This window comes from Robbsia andropogonis (assembly GCF_000970345.1).
Taxonomy (GTDB): domain Bacteria; phylum Pseudomonadota; class Gammaproteobacteria; order Burkholderiales; family Burkholderiaceae; genus Robbsia; species Robbsia andropogonis.
The window spans coordinates 152,345-170,408 of sequence record NZ_LAQU01000002.1 but is presented as its reverse complement, the minus strand read 5'-3'; the positions used below and the strand labels follow the sequence as shown (position 1 = coordinate 170,408).

The window sequence follows — 18,064 nt, the reverse complement described above, 5'->3', positions numbered from 1 at the left end:
GATGAATTTCTCCCGCCCCCATATGGAGAAATGCGATGAGCAAGCGTGTTGCGGATGTCATTGTGGAAACGTTGCAGGCAGCCGGAGCACGGCATTGCTGGGGCATTCCAGGCGATACGTTGAATTACGTCACGGATGCGATCCGTCGTAGCGAGATTGAATGGGTTCACACGCGACACGAAGAAGTCGCCGGGTTCGCCGCGGGCGCGGAGGCCATGCTTGCCGACCGTCTGACATTATGTGCGGGGTCCTGCGGCCCGGGCAGCCTGCATTTCATCAATGGTTTGTTCGAGTCGCATCGCAATCGTGCCCCGGTGGTATTGATCGCAAGCCAGATCACGCGCGACGAACTGGGCTTCGACTTTCCACAGGAAGTGGATTTCAAGCCAATCTATGATACGTGTAGCGTTTTCTGCCAGGAGGTGCGCAGCCCGGCACAAGCAGGCCGCGTGGCCGCCATGGCGGCACAGGCGGCGTTGTCAAAGCGCGGCGTTGCGGTGATTATTCTTCCGGTGGATGTATCCAGCGCGGAGGCGCCCGAGGCGCCGCCATTCGCCGTGCATCGTGCCGCGCCCGTTGTGCGGCCGAATGATATCGAACTGGAAAACATTGCTGCCATACTCAACGCCGGAAAGAAGATCACCGTCTATGGCGGCTCCGGCTGCGAGGGTGCGCACGCGCAGATCATGGCGTTGTGCGATCGACTGAAATCGCCGTTTGCGCACACGTCGCGTGCCAAGGATTTCGTGGAGTATGACAATCCCTACAACGTTGGCATGACAGGGATTTTCGGAATCGCTTCTGGTTATGAAGCTGTTTCTGAATGCGATACTTTGCTCTTGCTCGGCTGCGACTTCGCGTGGCGTCAGTTTTATCCGGAAAAAGCCCGCATCGTGCAAATCGACATCGATGCCACCCATTTGGGCCGTCGTCATCCAATCGAAATAGGCGCGGTCGGGGACATCGGCGCGACACTCGACGCATTGCTGCCACTGTTGATGCCGCACGAAGACGCGCGCTTTCTCGAACATAGTGTCAAGCGTCATGAGAAGGCAAAGGCCCAGTGGGATTCGCGCGCCAAAGTGGGTAGGGGAGGTGCGATTCACCCGCAGTATCTGACCTCGGTGATCGATCGCCTTGCCGATGATGATGCCGTATTCACCGCTGACTGCGGTTCGCCGATGGTCTGGCTGCTACGTCATACCCGTGCGACCGGTAAGCGCCGCACTGTTGTCAGCCTGACGCATGGCACGATGGCGAATGCCATGCCGCAGGCACTGGGCGCGAAAAAGGCGTTTCCCGATCGACAAGTCATTGGTCTCTGCGGGGATGGGGGATTGACAATGTTGTTGGGTGATCTGATCACGGCGGTACAGGAAAAGATCGATGTGAAGCTGGCGGTGTTTAACAATGGCTCGCTCGGCTTCGTGGAGCTCGAACAGAAGGTGGAAGGCTTGCTGGACGCATACACGGACCTGAAAAATCCCAATTTCGCGATGGTCGCGGAAGCGATTGGAATCTATGGGCGCCGTGTCGAAAACGCCGAGGCGCTGGAAGACGCGGTGCGCAAATGGTTGGCGCACCCCGGCCCGGCGCTCCTCGACGTCACGACCGATAGGATGGAGTTGGTCATGCCGCCGGTTATCGAAAAAGCACAAGTATTCGGCACCGCGCTCTATTCGGCAAAAGCCGTCATGGGCGGTCGGGCGAAGGATGTCGTCTCCATGATCAAGGACAATCTTCTGAGCTGATGTGCTGGACTGGCAAGATCACTTTCTGCCAGTGGCTCTGCCATTTTTACTGCATCGTAAGGCGTAACAATGTCGTGTCGTAACCCATGGCGACGACACGACTCATCAGGACCGCGATGATGTGCTCATCTGGCACAGCCTCTCTCGTCAACAACCAGAGATAGCGCCCACTCGGTTCGCCAACGATGGACCATTGATAGTCGTCGTCATGATCTAGGATCCAATAATTGCCGAGGTAGAACGGGCCGAAGAACGAGACCTTCAGTTTGGCGTTACGGCTGCCAGCAACAATTTTTGCCTTACCTTCGTTGCGGTGCGCGGATGGGGCATCGGGGTGACAGCCGCACGTGTTGACAACGCGCAGCATACCGTCGCGTGTTGGCCGATACTCCGCCGTCACCCGTTCGCATCCTTGCTCAAAGCGATTCTCGTAGCGCGCCCATTCGTACCAACGCCCTGCGTAACGCGCTATATCGACCGGCTTCACGGGTTGCGGCACGGCCCGGTTGCCACTGGGGCGTGCCGACTGCCAGCCGCGCCATGCACCGTAAGCGGCCAAGCCGCTCAGCGCCAGCGCGGCAAATGCTGCCGTTCCCAGCACGGCCGGTGAATAAGGTGGCCGTGCCGATTCGCTCAGTACATGCTTGCTGCGTCGAAAGTCCATGGCGGATTGATTGCGCGCCTGAGAGCGCGGTAGCGACAGGGATTGGGCGCGTCTGGCGCGCGTACTACGATCAAACACGGGTGCTCTCCTCGATACTTCAGTCGCGGTATTCATTTGAATATTGTTCTAAGGGCACGGCAACCGCATTGGGACAATGCGTGTGGCGACCTGGGAATACAAATAAGCATTTCTCATGCCTGACGGCGCTTCTCATGTTTCAGGATTTCGCGGGCAGGAGAGGGGAGTCGCTTTGTTCGCAATGCACGAGACAACCGGCGTAGTGCGGTAATAAAAACTGTGCAGTTGAACCTTGCCGTGTACATGCAATCATGTGCCGAAGCCGCATGTTGCTGCTGCGCATGCGCTGTAGGAGGTCTCGAATTGACCTTGGCAACCGCATTTTCACATTAGGCATACAGCCCGCAATCGTTATTCGAACGGGTTATGAAAATTCGAAACGTCATTTTGCAATCAACTTCTAAAATCGAGTGCATTTACTACGTTCTTTATCGCACTAGCGTATTGTATGAAATAGAACCGTGCATAAGCGTTATTGGTATTTTTCTTACGTTAACCTTGCATCTCGTTGCTGTCTAGTGCAGCAAGGGTGTTTGCCACTACTGCCGCGCCCTGTGATATGGGCGTACGCTTTTTTCCGAAGCCCGGTAGGATAATGATCAGAAGTGCATAGAAACTCAGACAATATCATTATTTCGAAAAATGGCGGTTCGTTGCTCCATTGGGGCGCCCCTACCCGTCTGCGCGCGTCCAGCGTTCCGCAGATCGTCCGGTTTATCCAATATTGAAAAACGAGGTTCTCATGAAGAAGGAAGCGCCTTCCGGCGTGCCGCGTCTTCTCAGCGTGATTTTTGCCGTGCTTACCGGGCTGTATCTGCTGGCCGGTGGCGTCTGGTTGTGCATGATCGGAGGGTCGCCGTATTACGCGATTACGGGGATTGTGATGCTTGTAGTGGCGGCGATGCTGGCGAAGCGGCAGGGGGCCGCACTTGTCTTGTACTCGCTGCTGTTGCTTTGCACGACAGTCTGGGCCGTCTGGGAGGCAGGCTTCGATTTCTGGGCGCTGGCACCGCGCCTTGATGTGCTAGTGATCTTCGGCGTATGGCTGGTATTGCCGTTCGTGTATCGGACGCTGTCGAGCAGTCGGAAACGGCCGATGTTTGCGTTGATCGGCAGCATCGGGGTAAGCGCGGTGGTATTGGCGTATGCGGTGCTCAATGACCCGCAGGAAATCAACGGTATATTGCCGCAACAAACGGCTTCCGCGGCGCTCTCCTCCCAGGATGGCGTGGCCTCGGGCGATTGGCCGGCCTACGGACGTACGCAGACTGGTACGCGCTATTCGCCTTTGCGGATGATCAATGCCGACAATGTAAGGGATTTGAGGGTGGCGTGGACGTTCCGTACGGGCGATATGAAGCGCGCGTCGGACCCGGGTGAGATCACGGATGAAGTGACGCCGATCAAGGTCGGCAATTTGCTGTACCTGTGCTCTCCGCACCAGATCCTGTTTGCATTGAATGCCGCATCGGGCAAGGAAGTCTGGCGATTCGACCCGCACTTGCAGACGAACCCCAGCTTCCAGCACGTAACTTGTCGCGGCGTTTCCTATCACGAGATGACGGGTGCAGCGGCGATGGGTGGTGCGGTCACGAATGCGCCTGCTTCAGGCGCAATTGCTGTCGCGGCACCCATCGCAAGTGGGCCCACGGTTCCCATGGCCGACGCAGCGGGGTCAGGCGCCGCGATTTGCCAGCGCCGTATCTTTCTACCGGTCAACAACGGTCATCTTTACGCGCTAGATGCGGAAACGGGGCAGTTATGCCCGGACTTTGCCGACAAGGGAGACCTGAACTTGCAGGCGGGTCAACCGGTTACCACCGCCGGACAATATGAGCCGACGTCGCCGCCAGTGGTGACCGACAAGGTGATCATCGTGGCCGGTGCAGTCACGGATAATTATTCCACGCGTGAGCCATCCGGCGTCATTCGCGGTTTCGACGTCGAAAGCGGCAAGCTGGTGTGGGCATTTGATCCGGGTGCCAAGGACCCGAACCGGTTGCTGCCGCCAGGCGGGCACTATTCGTTGAACTCGCCCAATTCCTGGGCGCCGGCTGTCTACGATGCCAAGCTGGATCTCGTGTATCTTCCGATGGGGGTGAGCACGCCGGACATCTGGGGCGGCAACCGCACTCCGGAACAGGAGCGCTACGCCAGCAGCTTGTTGGCGTTACACGCCTCTACCGGCAAGCTCGCCTGGTTCTACCAGACCGTACACCATGATTTGTGGGATATGGATCTGCCGGCGCAGCCCACCCTTGCCGATATCACGGACAAATCCGGCAACGTGGTGCCCGTGGTGTATGCCCCGGCAAAAACAGGAAATATCTTCGTGCTGGACCGTCGTACGGGTGCACTCGTCGTTCCTGCTCCGGAAAAGCCTGTACCGCAGGGCGCGGCCGCCGGCGACCATGTATCGCCAACGCAGCCGTTTTCCGAACTCACCTTCCGTCCGAGCAAGAAATTGACGGGCGCCGACATGTGGGGTGCGACAATGTTTGACCAGTTGATGTGTCGCGTGATGTTCCATCGCCTCCGTTATGAGGGTACATTCACGCCGCCTTCGGAACAGGGTACGTTGGTGTTCCCGGGCAACCTGGGCATGTTCGAATGGGGCGGGCTGGCGGTGGATACCGATCGTCAAATCGCCATCGCGAATCCTATTGCATTGCCGTTCGTCTCACAATTGGTGCCGCGTGGACCGAATAATCCGATCGCGCCACCAGCGGGTGACAAGGGCGGTCCGGGAAGCGAGTCCGGCGTGCAACCGCAATATGGCGTGCCGTTTGGCGTGAAGTTGAACGCGTTCCTGTCGCCGCTCGGTTTTCCCTGCAAGGAACCGGCCTGGGGTTACATCTCGGCAGTTGATCTGAAGACCAACCAGATCGTCTGGAAAAAGCGTATCGGAACCGTGCGCGACAGCTCGCCGATACCATTGCCTTTCAAGATGGGGATGCCAATGTTGGGTGGGCCGATGACAACTGCCGGCGATGTCTTTTTCATCGGGGCGACCGCGGACAATTATCTCCGGGCATTCAGCACGAATACGGGTGATGCGTTATGGCAGGCCCGCCTCCCCGCCGGTGGCCAGGCCACGCCGATGACCTATGAAGCGGGCGGTAAACAGTTCGTCGTCATCGCTGCGGGTGGACATGGATCGTTCGGTACAAAGCTCGGCGATTACGTGATCGCATATGCATTGCCGGATGCGAAGTAACAGTTCAAGGCACTCGTCGCGTGCCTGCGGTTCCCATGGACAATAACCACGCGCTTGGTCAAGGGGGGGGTGATTGACCAAGCAGTCACCGTGCTTGCCGCCATGTTGAATGCCGTGATGATCGCGACGCAACGAACCGTTGCGCGAAATCCTGCCGGAAACGCGGCGGATGTGCGCATTGGCATCGTTTTTTTGCCACACGCAATAAATTGCGGTGAAGTTTACCGCCGCGTGTAGACTCGCAGTTTCGAGCGCCGTTCCGTCGATTTTGATCAGATTGCCGAACACGGGGCCGCGTTTTCGCGTCGCCGGGCGTTCTGATCATGGCCGCCTTCTTTCTTCGTGCCTTCATATAACATGCATGGGTCTTGCTCCAAGCGCCCAGCTGTCACTGGAAACGCCGACAGTGCGACGATCCGGGCCTCAAAACCTGCCTTGTTTACAGATGCACATGAATAGCACGAATACCCGCGTATCAACCGGACTGGCGGAACTCGACGATATCCTGCATGGCGGCTTGCCCCCGCGTCGGATGTATCTGGTAGAGGGTACCCCAGGAACAGGCAAGACGACATTTGGCTTGCAATTTCTGCGCGACGGCCTGGAAAAGGGTGAAAAGGTCCTGTACATCACGTTGTCGGAGACCGTGGAGGAGCTCGACGAGGTGGCGCGCGGGCATGGATGGTCGCTCGATGGCATCACGCTGTTCGAGTTGGGGGAGTCTGGCGCCGCGATGCGGTTCGACGACAATCAGTCGATCCTGCACTCGTGGGAAGCGGAGTTGACCGAGGTTGTGAAAATGATCTCCGCGCAGGTAGAGGCGACGGCCCCGGCGCGCATTGTTTTCGACAGTTTGTCTGAACTGCGTTTGCTATCGCAGGAGCCGCAGCGTTTTCGTCGGCAGATCCTCTCGCTGAAGCAGTTTTTCGCTTCTCAAAACGTGACGGTGCTGCTGATGGACGATATGACCGCACCCAACGGCCATAACCTGGATTTACATAGTCTTGCGCACGGCGTGCTGACGATGGAGCGTCTGGCACTTGATTTTGGTATCGCGCGTCGGCGTTTGCAGGTGCAGAAATTGCGCGGCAGTGCGTTTCGCGAAGGATTCCACGATTATGCGATCCGGAAGGGAGGGCTGAAAGTGTTCCCGCGCCTGATTGCATCGGAGCACCATGTCATGTTTGACGACAACCCGCTGGCCAGCGGCCATGCGCAGCTCGACGCGCTTCTGGGTGGTGGTCCGCTACGCGGCACCAGTACGTTGATTACCGGTCCGGCCGGTGCCGGCAAGACGACGTTATCGCTTCAATATATCGCCGCCGCATGCGAACGCGGCGAGCGCAGCGTCGTGTATGAATTTGATGAACGGATCGGCACGATGCTGGTCCGAGCGCGTTGTGTCGGCATCGACCTCCAGCGGCATATCGACTCGGGGATCCTGCATATCCGCCAGATCGATCCCTCGGAAATTTCTCCTGGGGAATTCACGACGATGGTGCGTTGCGAGGTGCGGGAGAACCGTGCCCGGGTGATTTTGATCGACAGCCTGAACGGCTATGTCTCTGCCATGCCGCAGGAAAAAGAGCTGGTGCTGCAACTGCACGAATTGCTGTCGTTTCTGAATCAGCAAGGCGTTGCCACTTTCCTGATCGTCCCGCAAATGGGGTTGGTTGGCAGCATGAGCGTGGGCACGATCAACATCAGCTATATTGCAGACGCGGTCATTCTGCTGCGCTTCTTCGAAGCCAACGGACGTGTGCGCAAGGCGTTATCCGTTATCAAGAATCGTGGAAACCAGCATGAGGACACGATTCGTGAATTGGTCGTCAGCACCGCCGGCATCGACATCAGTGCACCGTTGGTGTCTTTCAATGGCATCCTGACCGGCACGCCGACTTATACTGGCGCGCCGAGTGCGCTCATGCTGCAAGAGCCAGAAGACGAGGCACGTGGTCGATAATGGTTCCCTTTTCGCGACAGGTCATTGTTCTGGCGCCGTATGGTCGCGATGCCGCGATCCTTACCGATATTCTTGGTACGCTGGATATCGATCCGGTGGTGTGCCCTACCTCGCAGTGGCTGCTGGAACAACTGCATGAAGCGAGCGGTGCGGTGCTGTTGACCGACGAAGCCTTGGCCAGCATTGATCTGGCGGCACTGGAAAAGCGTCTTGATGCGCAGCCGCCTTGGTCGGACATTCCTTTTATCGTTTTGGCGCGACGTAGCCGCGCTGATTCCTCGATCCAGCAACGGCTTGCGGCACGCTTGCCGAAGCGCATGACGAATGTGGTGTACATCGAGCGCCCGATGAGCGCGCTGGTTCTTGTCAGCGCCATTGAAGCCGCGTTGACCGGGCGCCGGCGCCAATTTCAAATTCGTGACGAATTGGTCGCGGTTGCCGCGACCAATGACCGGCTGCGGCAGGCCGAGGCGCGGCTGGCGCGCAGTCACGAGGAGTTGGAGCACGTCGTGGCCGCGCGTACGGCGGAGCTCGAGCGGACCAACAACGAACTGCGGCATGAGGCACGTGAACGACAACGCGCGGAAGAGGCATTGACGCAGGCGCAGAAGATGGAGGCGGTGGGGCGGTTGACTGGCGGCATCGCGCATGATTTCAATAATCTGTTGATGAGCTTGAGTGCCAATCTCGAATTAGCGAACAGGCAATTGGATGCGGGTCACCCCGCCCATGGATTTGTTGCCAATGCCTTGGGCGCGACGCAGCGCGGTACGCGTCTCGCGAGTCAGTTGCTGGCGTTTTCCAGGACGCAGAAACTTACCTTGCAGCCAGTGTGTGTCGATCAACTGATTCAGGAATTGGCGACGCTGGCGCGGCATTCGCTCGATGCAACGCAGGAGATGCGGTTCGTGCCAGGCGCGCCCGGGGCGTATCTGATGGCGGATCCGAATCAGCTTGAGCTGGCCATTTTGAACCTGGTCAGCAACGGACGCGACGCCATGCCGAAAGGCGGACGCATCACGATCAGCACGTATGCGCCTCGTGACAACGACTTGCCTGCCGACTTGACGCCCGGTGACTATATCGAGCTGTGCGTCAGCGATACGGGCGTGGGTATCGCACCGACGCTGGTGAATCAGGTTTTTGATCCCTTTTTCACGACAAAGCCGGTGGGCAAGGGGACGGGTCTTGGCCTGTCGCAAGTCTGGGGTATCACGCATCAATGCGGTGGTGCCGTGAAGGTGCGTAGCACACCGGGCGAGGGCACGGCATTCTGTCTGTTCTTCCCAGTGGCCGCCGCGCCGGAGTCCACGGAAGCTGTGCATCCGGCCACGCTTATCGCCGCGAAGGCAATGCAAGGAGTAGGTAGCGGAATCAAGGTATTGCTCGTCGATGACGATGACAATGTCCGTGATTCATTGGTCGCGGGTCTGGAGAGTGAGAATTTCTCGGTGACGGAGGCATCCTCGGGCGTCCGCGGCCTCGAATTGATGACTCTGGCGCGGCCCGATGTGCTGCTTGTCGATTATTCGATGCCGAACATGAACGGCGCTGATCTGGCCCGCGCCGCGCAGAAGTTGCACCCGGAGTTGCAGGTGCTGGTGATCACCGGCTACACGGATACAGCGGCGCTGGACGGCATTTCGAATGCACGTGTTCTGCACAAGCCGTTCGCTTTGACGCGGCTGAACGACATGATCCTGGCGATGGTCAGTGGCGCGGCGCAAGGCGTTTGAGGACGGCACGGCTTCAAACGCCTTGCGCTAATCCTGCTGCGATCCTCAGTCGTTCACGGCTGTGCGCCAAGTGCATGCGCATCGCTGCGCGGGCGTCATCGGCATCGCGGCGTACGATAGCCTGCTCGATCAGCCGGTGTTCCCGTAGAACGTCTCGTAAAAGCGCGACGCGATCCAGCGCGGCGATTTCCCTCGCCGCCAATTGCGAACGCGGGCTCACGCCACGGCCCATTTGTTGCAGGACATCCAGGAAATAACGATTGCCACTGGCGGCCGCGATTGCGGAGTGGAACGCAATGTCGTGCGCCACCACGTCGGTGCTCCCGTTGCATAGTGCTTGCTCGAACTGATCGAGCGCATCTGCCATCTGCCGCCGATGCGCATTGGTGTGCCGTAGCGCGGCGAAAGCCGCCGCCGCACATTCAATTTCCGTGCGAAATTCAAGGATGGCAAATGCGTCCACGAGCGTTGTCTGGGGAGGAGAATCAAGCATGACCGCCCGGGCTGGCGGCGCCAGAACGAAACTGCCCACGCCATGTCGCGTCTCAAGGGTCCGCTCGGCTTGCATCCGCGAGATTGCCTCTCGTATCACGGACCGACTTACCGAGAACCGTTGCATCAAGCCGTTTTCGGTGGGTAGCCGCATTCCTGGTCGTAACCGGCCATCCGATATGTCTGACATCAAGGCGGCAAACACCTTATCGGTCAGTGAAGTCATGACTTCTTCCGAAGAAGACCGAGGCGACCTTGTTTCTCGGTCAGCAGCACGCGCCAGCAACGCCGAGAATAAAGTAAATAGTTATACGACATCGTATAATAAGTGGGTGTATTTAAGACATCATATCGCGCATTTATAGCTGTTCGATTGGCTTAAAGCTCAGGGTTAACGCGTCGTTGGCCGAAAAAGTCAAATTCGCTACAATCGTTGTCGGACAACAGAAGTCATGTCACACATTCGAGTACGCCTGCGATGTGCTACCACAGGCTGCGGACCTTTCGCGCTCGACACAAGACAACACGCGAGGATTGCCAGATGACCGCCAACACGATCGCCGCAAAGGGCGCACCGACCATTACTGAACTGCGGGTCGTCCCGGTTGCAGGACGCGACAGCATGCTGCTCAACCTGAGCGGGGCACACGGTCCCTTTTTCACCCGCAACATCGTTTTGCTGAAGGATAGCGCGGGGAACACCGGCGTGGGGGAAGTACCGGGCGGCGAAAAGATCCGGCAGACGATTGACGATGCGCGTGCGTTGCTGATCGGTCAGTCGATTGGCGACATGCGTGGCCTGCTGAACAAGGCGCGGATTGCGTTTGCGGATCGCGACGTAGGTGGTCGCGGCTTACAGACTTTCGATTTACGTACGACGATTCACGCTGTTACCGCACTGGAATCGGCGCTGTTGGACTTGCTTGGACAGCATCTGGGCGTGCCGGTGGCAGCGTTATTGGGTGAAGGGCAGCAACGCGACGCAGTGGAGATGCTCGGCTACCTCTTTTATATCGGTGATCGGCGCAGGACACCGCTCGACTATGCAACGTCGGCGAATCCGGCCGACGAATGGGAACGCCTGCGCACCGAGGAAGCCGTGACGCCCGAGGCCGTGGTCAAACTGGCCGAGGCCGCGCATGCACGGTATGGATTTAACGATTTCAAGTTGAAGGGCGGCGCCTTCAGTGGCGACGCGGAGATCGAGGCGGTAACCGCGCTGGCCGAGCGCTTCCCTGATGCACGGATCACGCTGGACCCGAATGGTGCTTGGTCATTGGCCGAGGCGATCCGTCTCTGTCGAGACCAACATCACGTGCTGGCCTACGCGGAAGATCCCTGCGGTGCCGAGGACGGTTATTCCGGACGTGAAGTGATGGCTGAGTTCCGGCGTGCGACAGGTCTGCCGACAGCGACGAATATGATTGCGACGGACTGGCGTCAAATGGGCCATGCGGTGCAGTTGCAGTCCATCGACATTCCGCTGGCGGATCCCCATTTCTGGACGATGCAGGGCTCGGTACGGGTTGCGCAAATGTGTGCGGACTGGGGGCTGACCTGGGGCTCGCACTCGAACAATCACTTCGATATCTCGCTGGCGATGTTCACGCATGTGGCTGCCGCCGCGCCAGGCAAGATCACGGCAATCGATACACATTGGATCTGGCAGGACGGGCAGCGCCTGACGCGTGCGCCGTTCCAGATCGTTGGTGGCAAGGTTGTCGTACCGCAAACGCCGGGACTCGGTGTCGAAGTCGACTACGACGAATTGGAAAAAGCCCACGCGCTGTATTTGCAGCATGGTCTGGGTGCGCGTGATGACAGCGTCGCCATGCAGTATCTGGTGCCGAACTGGCAATTCGATAACAAGCGCCCCTGTATGGTGCGTTGATCGAAAGGCAGCGATGTTTCTCTATTCCACCGTACGCATAATGCGTGGCGGTGGGGCTTGCATCGACATCGCTATTTTTACGGTATCCAGTACGCGCTGCGTGATCAGCTGTGCCGACGTCACCGTGTGCTGATCGCTTTCCATGCGGTCCGCGATCTGAATCCGTTCTCTCCCCACCGCTAATATCGGCAATCGGCTCGACATCGATTGGGCTGCCGCCGACGCGTCCTCCCCCAGACTGACATCCTGCTGCGTAACGCTGTCCATTTTCGCCATTGGCTGCTTGATTTGTTCAATACAATATGGGCTTATCGTCCACCCAACCCGGACGGTATATTGCGGCACCCATCTTGCTCGCAATAGCGTGTCACTTTCGTGACCGCATTCGAAGTAAGGATGTTGGTCGGGAGTGCGATAACTTCGATTACCGAATGGATTCACGCGACCTTTTCTTTCGCCGCGGTCTTTTTTCAGATGTTCACGCACTGAAATGTGTCTTCCATGCACGGTATACGACGTGATTCCCGGGCACTGAAGGGCGAATCAGATGCTTGTTTCATTTTGTAACATATTATGGATTTTCTATAAAAATCATACCGTTAAATCGGACGTAATGACGGTAATAATTGTTTTTTAAGATACGGATTCGGTCGAACTTTCCTTTCATGGCAGTATCCGTTCGTAACGGTCTTCATGCGTGCACGGGCTCAAGGAGCGGGGTGAATTGCCGTTAACCCTGGTATCGCGCATGCTGGGTATCCCACCCGAGATCGTTTTTCCTCTCTTTCACGCCATGCTTCAACGACTGAGTTTGTCGCGCGGTCTACTGACCGTGCTCTGCCTCTTTTTTATTCTCCAGGTTGTGACGATTTATGTCGGGTTCGTCGCGCTGACACGGGCGCATGACGATGTAGGAAATCTGTCCAGCATTGCACTCCGGCAAGTCAACGAAATCAACAACGCCACCCAGCATCTGATGGATGCGCGGATCAATCTCTCCCGGGCAGGAACGCGGATGATCGGTGGTAAGCCGGAGCCACTCGATATTGTCGGCCACGCGAAAGAGCAGCTTGAGGCGGCAGGGCAGGCATTCGATGCATTCTCGACGGCGCCGAAAATCGATATGCAGAACACGCAGCTCGCCGATGGATTGACGGAAAACTATCGCGCCTATCACAAGGCGCTTTCCGAACTTGTCGGCTATCTCGACAACAACAACTTGCAGGCTTTCCTCGATCAGCCGACGCAAGGGTTTCAGGATCGGTATCTTGCGACGCAGGGTAAGTTCGTGGCATTCGGCAACGAGGCCAGTCAACGTTATGTCGAGGCGGTGGACGCGCGTTTGCGTGCGTTTCGCCTGATTGGCGGCGCGATTCTGTTGGCGCTGGTGGCTGTCATCGCGATCGTGTTCGCGATGCTGCGCCGCCAGGTCGTGCAACCGCTCGACGAAGTGGGCGCGCATTTCCAGCGGATTGCGAAGGGCGATCTGGTGACACTCGTTCCCGAGCGCGGCACCAATGAAATCGGCCGGCTGTTCGCTGGGTTGCGGGCGATGCAGCATAGCGTTGCCGGTACGGTGCAGACGGTGCGCGACACGGCCCATGGTATTAATCTGGGCGCCGACGAAATTGCCACTGGTAACGCGGACTTGTCGGCGCGGACCGAGAGCCAGGCCGCATCGCTAGGCGAGACCGCCAGTCAAATGGTGCAGATCACCCAGACCGTGCGGCAGAACGCCGAGCATGCGTCACAGGCGAATGCGTTGGCCAGTACCGCGCTGGATGTGGTCTCCGGCGGCGCGCGGGCAGTGGACGATGTGGTAGCGCGGATGCGCGACATTGCCGCCAGCTCCGCGCGGATCGGGGAAATCATTGCCGTGATTGACGGCATTGCGTTTCAAACCAACATCCTTGCCTTGAATGCGGCGGTGGAAGCTGCGCGTGCTGGCGAACAGGGGCGCGGTTTTGCGGTCGTGGCGGGCGAGGTGCGCGCACTGGCACAGCGTAGCGCGCAGTCGGCGAAGGAGATCCGGTCGTTGATCGATTCTTCGGCGGAACAGGTACGGGACGGATCGGAGCGTGCGGGACGCGCTGGTGCGACGATGAAGGAAGTCGCGGATGCCATCGCGCGTGTTTCCCACGTGATCCGTGAAATCAGTTCGGCGTCGCAGGAGCAAAGCGAGGGAATCGATCAGATCAACCAGTCTGTCACACAAATGGACGAGATGACACAACAGAATGCAGCGCTGGTCGAAGAGGCCGCTGCTGCCGCTGCCTCCCTGCATACTCAGACACGTCAGCTCACGGACGCTGTCTCGACGTTCCGCCTGACACACCACGCTTGACGCGGCGCTGAATAGGTCTCATCGCCGCGTCCCGTTTCCTCTCCCGGCGAAGGCGGCGGGCGCCGCGCCCTTCCCACGATATGCACGCCATGCGCCGCGTTACCTGCGCGTTACGTAACACGTAACGCGGTCATGACGTCCGTGCAGCGTCGCAAGAAAGGGGCGATTACGCTGGGCTTTGGCAGAGCAGCGTGCGCGTACCGTGCCGCGGATGAAGGGGTACATTGTTGTTTTTGGGACGCGGCGCGTGTGCAGGGCATGCCCCTGATGCGTCTCTGCCTGTTTTCCGCTATCGTCGGATACAGTTGCTCTGGCCGGGATGGTGTGAGGAAGATGTTGGCGCATTTTCGCAAGCAGGCGTTATTGTCGCGCCTTGCAGGGACCGTGCGCGGCCAGCGGCCGTAAAGATCGGCTTCGTGCCGACGCAAGAACGAAAGCGAGTAGATTGTGGACGAGCGTGACGTGATCAGGGATGTCGGCGAGCAGAAAAGCGCGCTAGGGCATCCGATGAATGTCGCCGCTATACGTGCTATTGAATATGGGCCGGGAGCTGCTTGGTCATCGGCGATGCGTCTTGTCTGTTGCCTCTTGAGCAGTGTCCTGGTATTGGGCGCATGCTCGAAGGGAGACATGCGCAACGATAGCGACGTGCCCACGACCTTGCAGCAGGCCCGTTCGCGGAGCGTCCTGCCTGGATTTACCCTGGAACCGGGCGAGAGTGCCTGCAAGGAAGTCGGGCCCGCGCCGGAGACCCTGCCGGATGCGGAAAGCATCATCTACCGCACCGCGTCGAATCGGCCATTACGGCTGTTCGTGTTTCAGCCGGCGAGACCAAACGCGGTCCCGTCGAGCGCCATCCTGTTCTTCTTCGGCGGTGGCTGGCGCAGCGGCTCCGTCACGTCATTTGTCGATCAAGCTCACGCTTTCGCAGCACGAGGGTATGTCTCGATCATTGCCGATTATCGGGTCAGTTGCCGCGATGGCACCACGCCGCTGTCGGCGGTGGCGGATGCGCGCGCCGCCTATAAATGGGTCAGGAGACACGCTGGCGAATTGGGTATCGCACCCTCACGCATCGTTTTGTCTGGCGGATCGGCAGGAGGACAGTTGGCTTTGGTGACGGCGATGGAAGCGCGCCCCGAAAAGAAACCTGCGGCGTTGATTCTGTTCAATCCGGTTGTGGATCTGGTCACGCCGGCGCGATGGTATCTGAAGCCGCTGGCTCGGCAGATTTCCCCGAGCGCGTTATCGGTGAAGGCATTGCCTCCTACCATGATCTTCCACGGGGAGAACGACCGCCGCGTTCCGATCGAGACGGTGAGGACATTTTGCGGGCGGGCACGTGATGCGGATGCCATCTGCAATGTGCAAGCGTATCCAGGCGAGGATCACGGATTCTATCGTCGTCACACGCCGTTACCGGTAAAGACGCGCGAGCCGATGCAAACTGGTGCCGCGCCGATGCTGGCCGATAACGGCGTTGATGGTCATGTCGATAACGCCAATGCCGGACCATTCGACGATACGATCACGCGTGCGCTGATTTTTCTGCAACGCCAACTGTCGCCCTTGTGATGTTGCGTTCGGTCGTCGCTTTGCGGAGCAATCCGGTGCGCACCTTATCCGCCGCGCCTGTCGGTCACGACTTTGCCCGTGGTGGTGTTGATCGATGTCACGACCATGGGCTCGCCTTCGGCGCGAACGGTGTGGGGCGGCTGCTCGTTAAGCACGGCCCAGAACATGCCGATGTCTTTTACCGCCTCCATGAATTCTTGATATTGTATAGGCTTGACCACGTAGGCGTTCACGCCCATTTCATAACTCTTGAGCAAGTCCGCTTCGTGTTTTGACGAGGTCAGCATCAACACGGGCAAATAGGCCGTGCGTTTGTCTGCTCGAATGGCCGCTAATACTTCGTGGCCGTCGACTTTGGGCAATTTCTTGTCCAGGAGGACGAACGCTGGTAGATCGTCCCGTACGTCTTTCCAGGCGGCGCGCCGGAACAGATAGTCCAGTGCCTCTTCACCGTCGTTGACGGTCACGATGGGGTTTACGAGGCGACATTTTTCCAGCGCCATCGTGATCAGTTCCCGATCATGCGGGCTGTCTTCCACAAGCAAAATTGGCTTTAGCATCAGCTTTCTCTATGTACGTCCTGGCGTTCAGACTTGCTTCCTGGGAAGCTCGACGACAAATGTCGAGCCGTGTCCCGCACCATCACTCTCGACAAGCAACGTCCCGTGATGTGCCGCTACTATCGTGTTGGCAATCCACAGACCGAGTCCGAGGCCTCCGGCCCGTTCCGTCCCGATGCTCGCTGCTTGATTGAAACGATCGAAGATCCTGCTTTGCGTGTCCTTGCCAATGCCGATTCCGGTGTCGTGTATCAAAAAACGTGCGGTTTTCTCGGTGATTGCCAGGGATACGGTAATCACACCGCGATCGGTAAACTTGATTGCGTTGGTCAGCAGATTGAAAAACACCTGCCGCAGGCGTGTTTCGTCACCCAGGATCATGCAGCTTGCCTCGAAATGGGTCTCAAGCGCGAGCCCTTTGGCTTCGACATTTAAACGGACATCCTCCACCACGCTCTTTGCCACCGGCATGAGATCGATGGGTTTCAATGACACGTTGAGCTTGCCATTGATAACTGCGCCGGTGTCGAGCAGATCTTCGACCATCGAGCTGAGTTGCCGCACATTGCGTTTTATAACGTCGGCCGCTTTAGAGAGGGCAATGTGATCCGGTCTGTCGAGCAGTTGCGCCCATGAGCCGATTGCGTTCAATGGTGATCGCAGTTCATGACTGACCGCGCTCACGAAGGTGTCTATCGAATTTACGCGATCCTCGCTGGCGCGACGCGCATCGACTTCTGCTTTCATCCGTTGCTCGTTTTCCAATTCCAGGATTTTTCGCGCCGTAATGTCCAGTGAAAAGCCGCTCAGGCGGTTTGACGTTCCGTCTTCGCTCTCTGGAAACTTACCGCGAACCATCACCCACCGCGTTTCACCGCTTGGCCAGGTCGTACGATATTCGACGTCAAACGATCCCCTACGTTCCAAGGCGTCTTCCAGGACCAAGCGTACGCGATCACGATCCACTGGATCAATCAACTCGTTGAGCAAGTTGCCATTAGTCATCAAATAATCGGATGGCATCCCGTAATTGGCTTTGCACTGCACTGTGCAATCAATGATCCCGGTGTTGAGGTCCAGCGTCCACGCGCCCACGCGTGCAAAAGACAATGCCTCTTTCAAGGCTTCGGTGTCGGTCTCGGATTGGCGCTGGGCGTCAAGCGCCAGACGCTGGCGTAGTTGCGCCTTGGACCGAAGAATCGCTTGTTGTTTTCGATGATCGATTTCTTGGAGATAACTGACCGTCACGTCCTGCAGCCGTAGGATATAGCAGGTTTCCTGAATACCTGATCGTCGAGATAGCTTTCTTTTATTGGCAAAAATTTTCCAATAGCGTGGCTCACTTGCCGCCAATGCGCCTGGCAAGGGATATACCAGCGGCGAGGTCTCGGCGGTCTCGATAAACTGTAGTCTTGCAAACAGTCCCGTCAGCAGGTTGTCTCGCCCCTCTCGTTCCGTCGGGGTTCCATGCTGGTTGATCTCGTAAATACTGCGGCCAATAATGTCGGCGCGTGTTTGACACGTCAGAACGCAATACCGCGCGTTCGCGGCGATGACGTGATAGCGGTCGTCCAAGACGAGATACGCGTCGATCAGAATATCAAACGCGCTGAGATCGTTAAGCATGTTCAGGAATGTTGGGCCAATTCGTTTCTTTCCTGTCGCACAAGCAAAGAGCGCCGACAAGGCGCGTGACGCCATTATGGCATCCAGAACACGAAAAGCACCAACACACTTATCGGGATACCACGCCTGACATCTTCATCAAAACGCAGATAGGGCCTTCGACTTCA

General features: G+C 58.0%; 13 protein-coding genes. 8 read left to right on the top strand and 5 right to left on the bottom strand.

Annotated elements, in window-relative coordinates:
- Window positions 1-35 precede the first annotated feature (35 nt).
- Window positions 36-1,751: a thiamine pyrophosphate-dependent enzyme gene (locus tag WM40_RS02700; RefSeq protein ID WP_024904896.1), complete on the top strand. Its 1,716-nt coding sequence runs from the start codon at window positions 36-38 to the stop codon at window positions 1,749-1,751.
- A 46-nt stretch (window positions 1,752-1,797) separates the two neighbouring features.
- On the opposite strand, the gene WM40_RS02695 is transcribed toward WM40_RS02700, so the two are convergent.
- Entirely contained in the window at window positions 1,798-2,493 is a 696-nt protein-coding gene (locus WM40_RS02695; protein ID WP_244141693.1) for a lipocalin family protein, read from the bottom strand.
- Between the two features lie 742 nt (window positions 2,494-3,235).
- Here WM40_RS02695 and WM40_RS02690 point away from each other — a divergent pair.
- The 3 genes from WM40_RS02690 to WM40_RS02680 all read left to right on the top strand — a co-directional run bounded on the left by WM40_RS02690 (window position 3,236) and on the right by WM40_RS02680 (window position 9,409).
- Window positions 3,236-5,710, top strand: coding sequence for a glucose/quinate/shikimate family membrane-bound PQQ-dependent dehydrogenase (locus WM40_RS02690; RefSeq protein ID WP_046152077.1), 2,475 nt, complete (start codon window positions 3,236-3,238; stop codon window positions 5,708-5,710).
- Window positions 5,711-6,161: 451 nt separating this feature from the next.
- Window positions 6,162-7,673: an ATPase domain-containing protein gene (locus WM40_RS02685; RefSeq protein WP_024904892.1), complete on the top strand. Its 1,512-nt coding sequence runs from the start codon at window positions 6,162-6,164 to the stop codon at window positions 7,671-7,673.
- Window positions 7,673-9,409 (top strand): ATP-binding protein, encoded by a 1,737-nt coding sequence (locus WM40_RS02680; protein WP_024904891.1) that lies wholly within the window; start codon window positions 7,673-7,675, stop codon window positions 9,407-9,409. The genes WM40_RS02685 and WM40_RS02680 overlap by 1 nt, the downstream gene beginning before the upstream one ends.
- A gap of 13 nt (window positions 9,410-9,422) precedes the next feature.
- Here WM40_RS02680 and WM40_RS02675 read toward each other — a convergent pair whose 3' ends face one another.
- The gene (locus WM40_RS02675) at window positions 9,423-10,127 is read right to left on the bottom strand and encodes a FadR/GntR family transcriptional regulator (RefSeq protein WP_046152076.1); all 705 of its coding nucleotides are present in this window, start codon (window positions 10,125-10,127) and stop codon (window positions 9,423-9,425) included.
- Window positions 10,128-10,442: 315 nt separating this feature from the next.
- Between WM40_RS02675 and gudD the strand changes: the two genes are divergently transcribed.
- On the top strand, window positions 10,443-11,792 hold the full coding sequence (gene gudD, locus WM40_RS02670) for a glucarate dehydratase (RefSeq protein WP_024904889.1): 1,350 nt from the start codon (window positions 10,443-10,445) through the stop codon (window positions 11,790-11,792).
- Window positions 11,793-11,813: 21 nt separating this feature from the next.
- Here gudD and WM40_RS02665 read toward each other — a convergent pair whose 3' ends face one another.
- On the bottom strand, window positions 11,814-12,068 hold the full coding sequence (locus tag WM40_RS02665) for a hypothetical protein (protein WP_024904888.1): 255 nt from the start codon (window positions 12,066-12,068) through the stop codon (window positions 11,814-11,816).
- A gap of 517 nt (window positions 12,069-12,585) precedes the next feature.
- Between WM40_RS02665 and WM40_RS02660 the strand changes: the two genes are divergently transcribed.
- The 3 genes from WM40_RS02660 (at window position 12,586) to WM40_RS02650 (ending at window position 15,711) form a co-directional block, all read left to right on the top strand.
- Window positions 12,586-14,136 (top strand): methyl-accepting chemotaxis protein, encoded by a 1,551-nt coding sequence (locus WM40_RS02660; RefSeq protein WP_036011909.1) that lies wholly within the window; start codon window positions 12,586-12,588, stop codon window positions 14,134-14,136.
- Between the two features lie 132 nt (window positions 14,137-14,268).
- A complete protein-coding gene (locus WM40_RS02655; RefSeq protein WP_046152075.1) occupies window positions 14,269-14,541 on the top strand; it encodes a hypothetical protein in 273 nt (90 codons plus the stop codon).
- Window positions 14,542-14,583: 42 nt separating this feature from the next.
- Window positions 14,584-15,711, top strand: a complete 1,128-nt coding sequence (locus tag WM40_RS02650) for an alpha/beta hydrolase (RefSeq protein ID WP_082102393.1) — start codon at window positions 14,584-14,586, stop codon at window positions 15,709-15,711.
- Between the two features lie 44 nt (window positions 15,712-15,755).
- On the opposite strand, the gene WM40_RS02645 is transcribed toward WM40_RS02650, so the two are convergent.
- Both WM40_RS02645 and WM40_RS02640 read right to left on the bottom strand, forming a co-directional pair.
- Window positions 15,756-16,271: a response regulator gene (locus WM40_RS02645; RefSeq protein ID WP_024904885.1), complete on the bottom strand. Its 516-nt coding sequence runs from the start codon at window positions 16,269-16,271 to the stop codon at window positions 15,756-15,758.
- A gap of 27 nt (window positions 16,272-16,298) precedes the next feature.
- Complete coding sequence (locus WM40_RS02640) at window positions 16,299-17,897, bottom strand: PAS domain-containing sensor histidine kinase (protein ID WP_046152161.1); 1,599 nt, start codon at window positions 17,895-17,897, stop codon at window positions 16,299-16,301.
- Window positions 17,898-18,064 lie beyond the last annotated feature (167 nt).

Bases quoted from the DNA above. Each gene is read 5' to 3' on its own strand.
- WM40_RS02700 (WP_024904896.1), top strand. From the start codon at position 36: ATGAGCAAGCGTGTTGCGGATGTCATTGTGGAAACGTTGCAGGCAGCC.
- WM40_RS02690 (WP_046152077.1), top strand. From the start codon at position 3,236: ATGAAGAAGGAAGCGCCTTCCGGCGTGCCGCGTCTTCTCAGCGTGATT.
- WM40_RS02685 (WP_024904892.1), top strand. From the start codon at position 6,162: ATGAATAGCACGAATACCCGCGTATCAACCGGACTGGCGGAACTCGAC.
- WM40_RS02680 (WP_024904891.1), top strand. From the start codon at position 7,673: ATGGTTCCCTTTTCGCGACAGGTCATTGTTCTGGCGCCGTATGGTCGC.
- WM40_RS02675 (WP_046152076.1), bottom strand. From the start codon at position 10,127: ATGACTTCACTGACCGATAAGGTGTTTGCCGCCTTGATGTCAGACATA.
- gudD (WP_024904889.1), top strand. From the start codon at position 10,443: ATGACCGCCAACACGATCGCCGCAAAGGGCGCACCGACCATTACTGAA.
- WM40_RS02665 (WP_024904888.1), bottom strand. From the start codon at position 12,068: ATGGCGAAAATGGACAGCGTTACGCAGCAGGATGTCAGTCTGGGGGAG.
- WM40_RS02660 (WP_036011909.1), top strand. From the start codon at position 12,586: ATGCTTCAACGACTGAGTTTGTCGCGCGGTCTACTGACCGTGCTCTGC.
- WM40_RS02655 (WP_046152075.1), top strand. From the start codon at position 14,269: ATGACGTCCGTGCAGCGTCGCAAGAAAGGGGCGATTACGCTGGGCTTT.
- WM40_RS02645 (WP_024904885.1), bottom strand. From the start codon at position 16,271: ATGCTAAAGCCAATTTTGCTTGTGGAAGACAGCCCGCATGATCGGGAA.
- WM40_RS02640 (WP_046152161.1), bottom strand. From the start codon at position 17,897: ATGCTTAACGATCTCAGCGCGTTTGATATTCTGATCGACGCGTATCTC.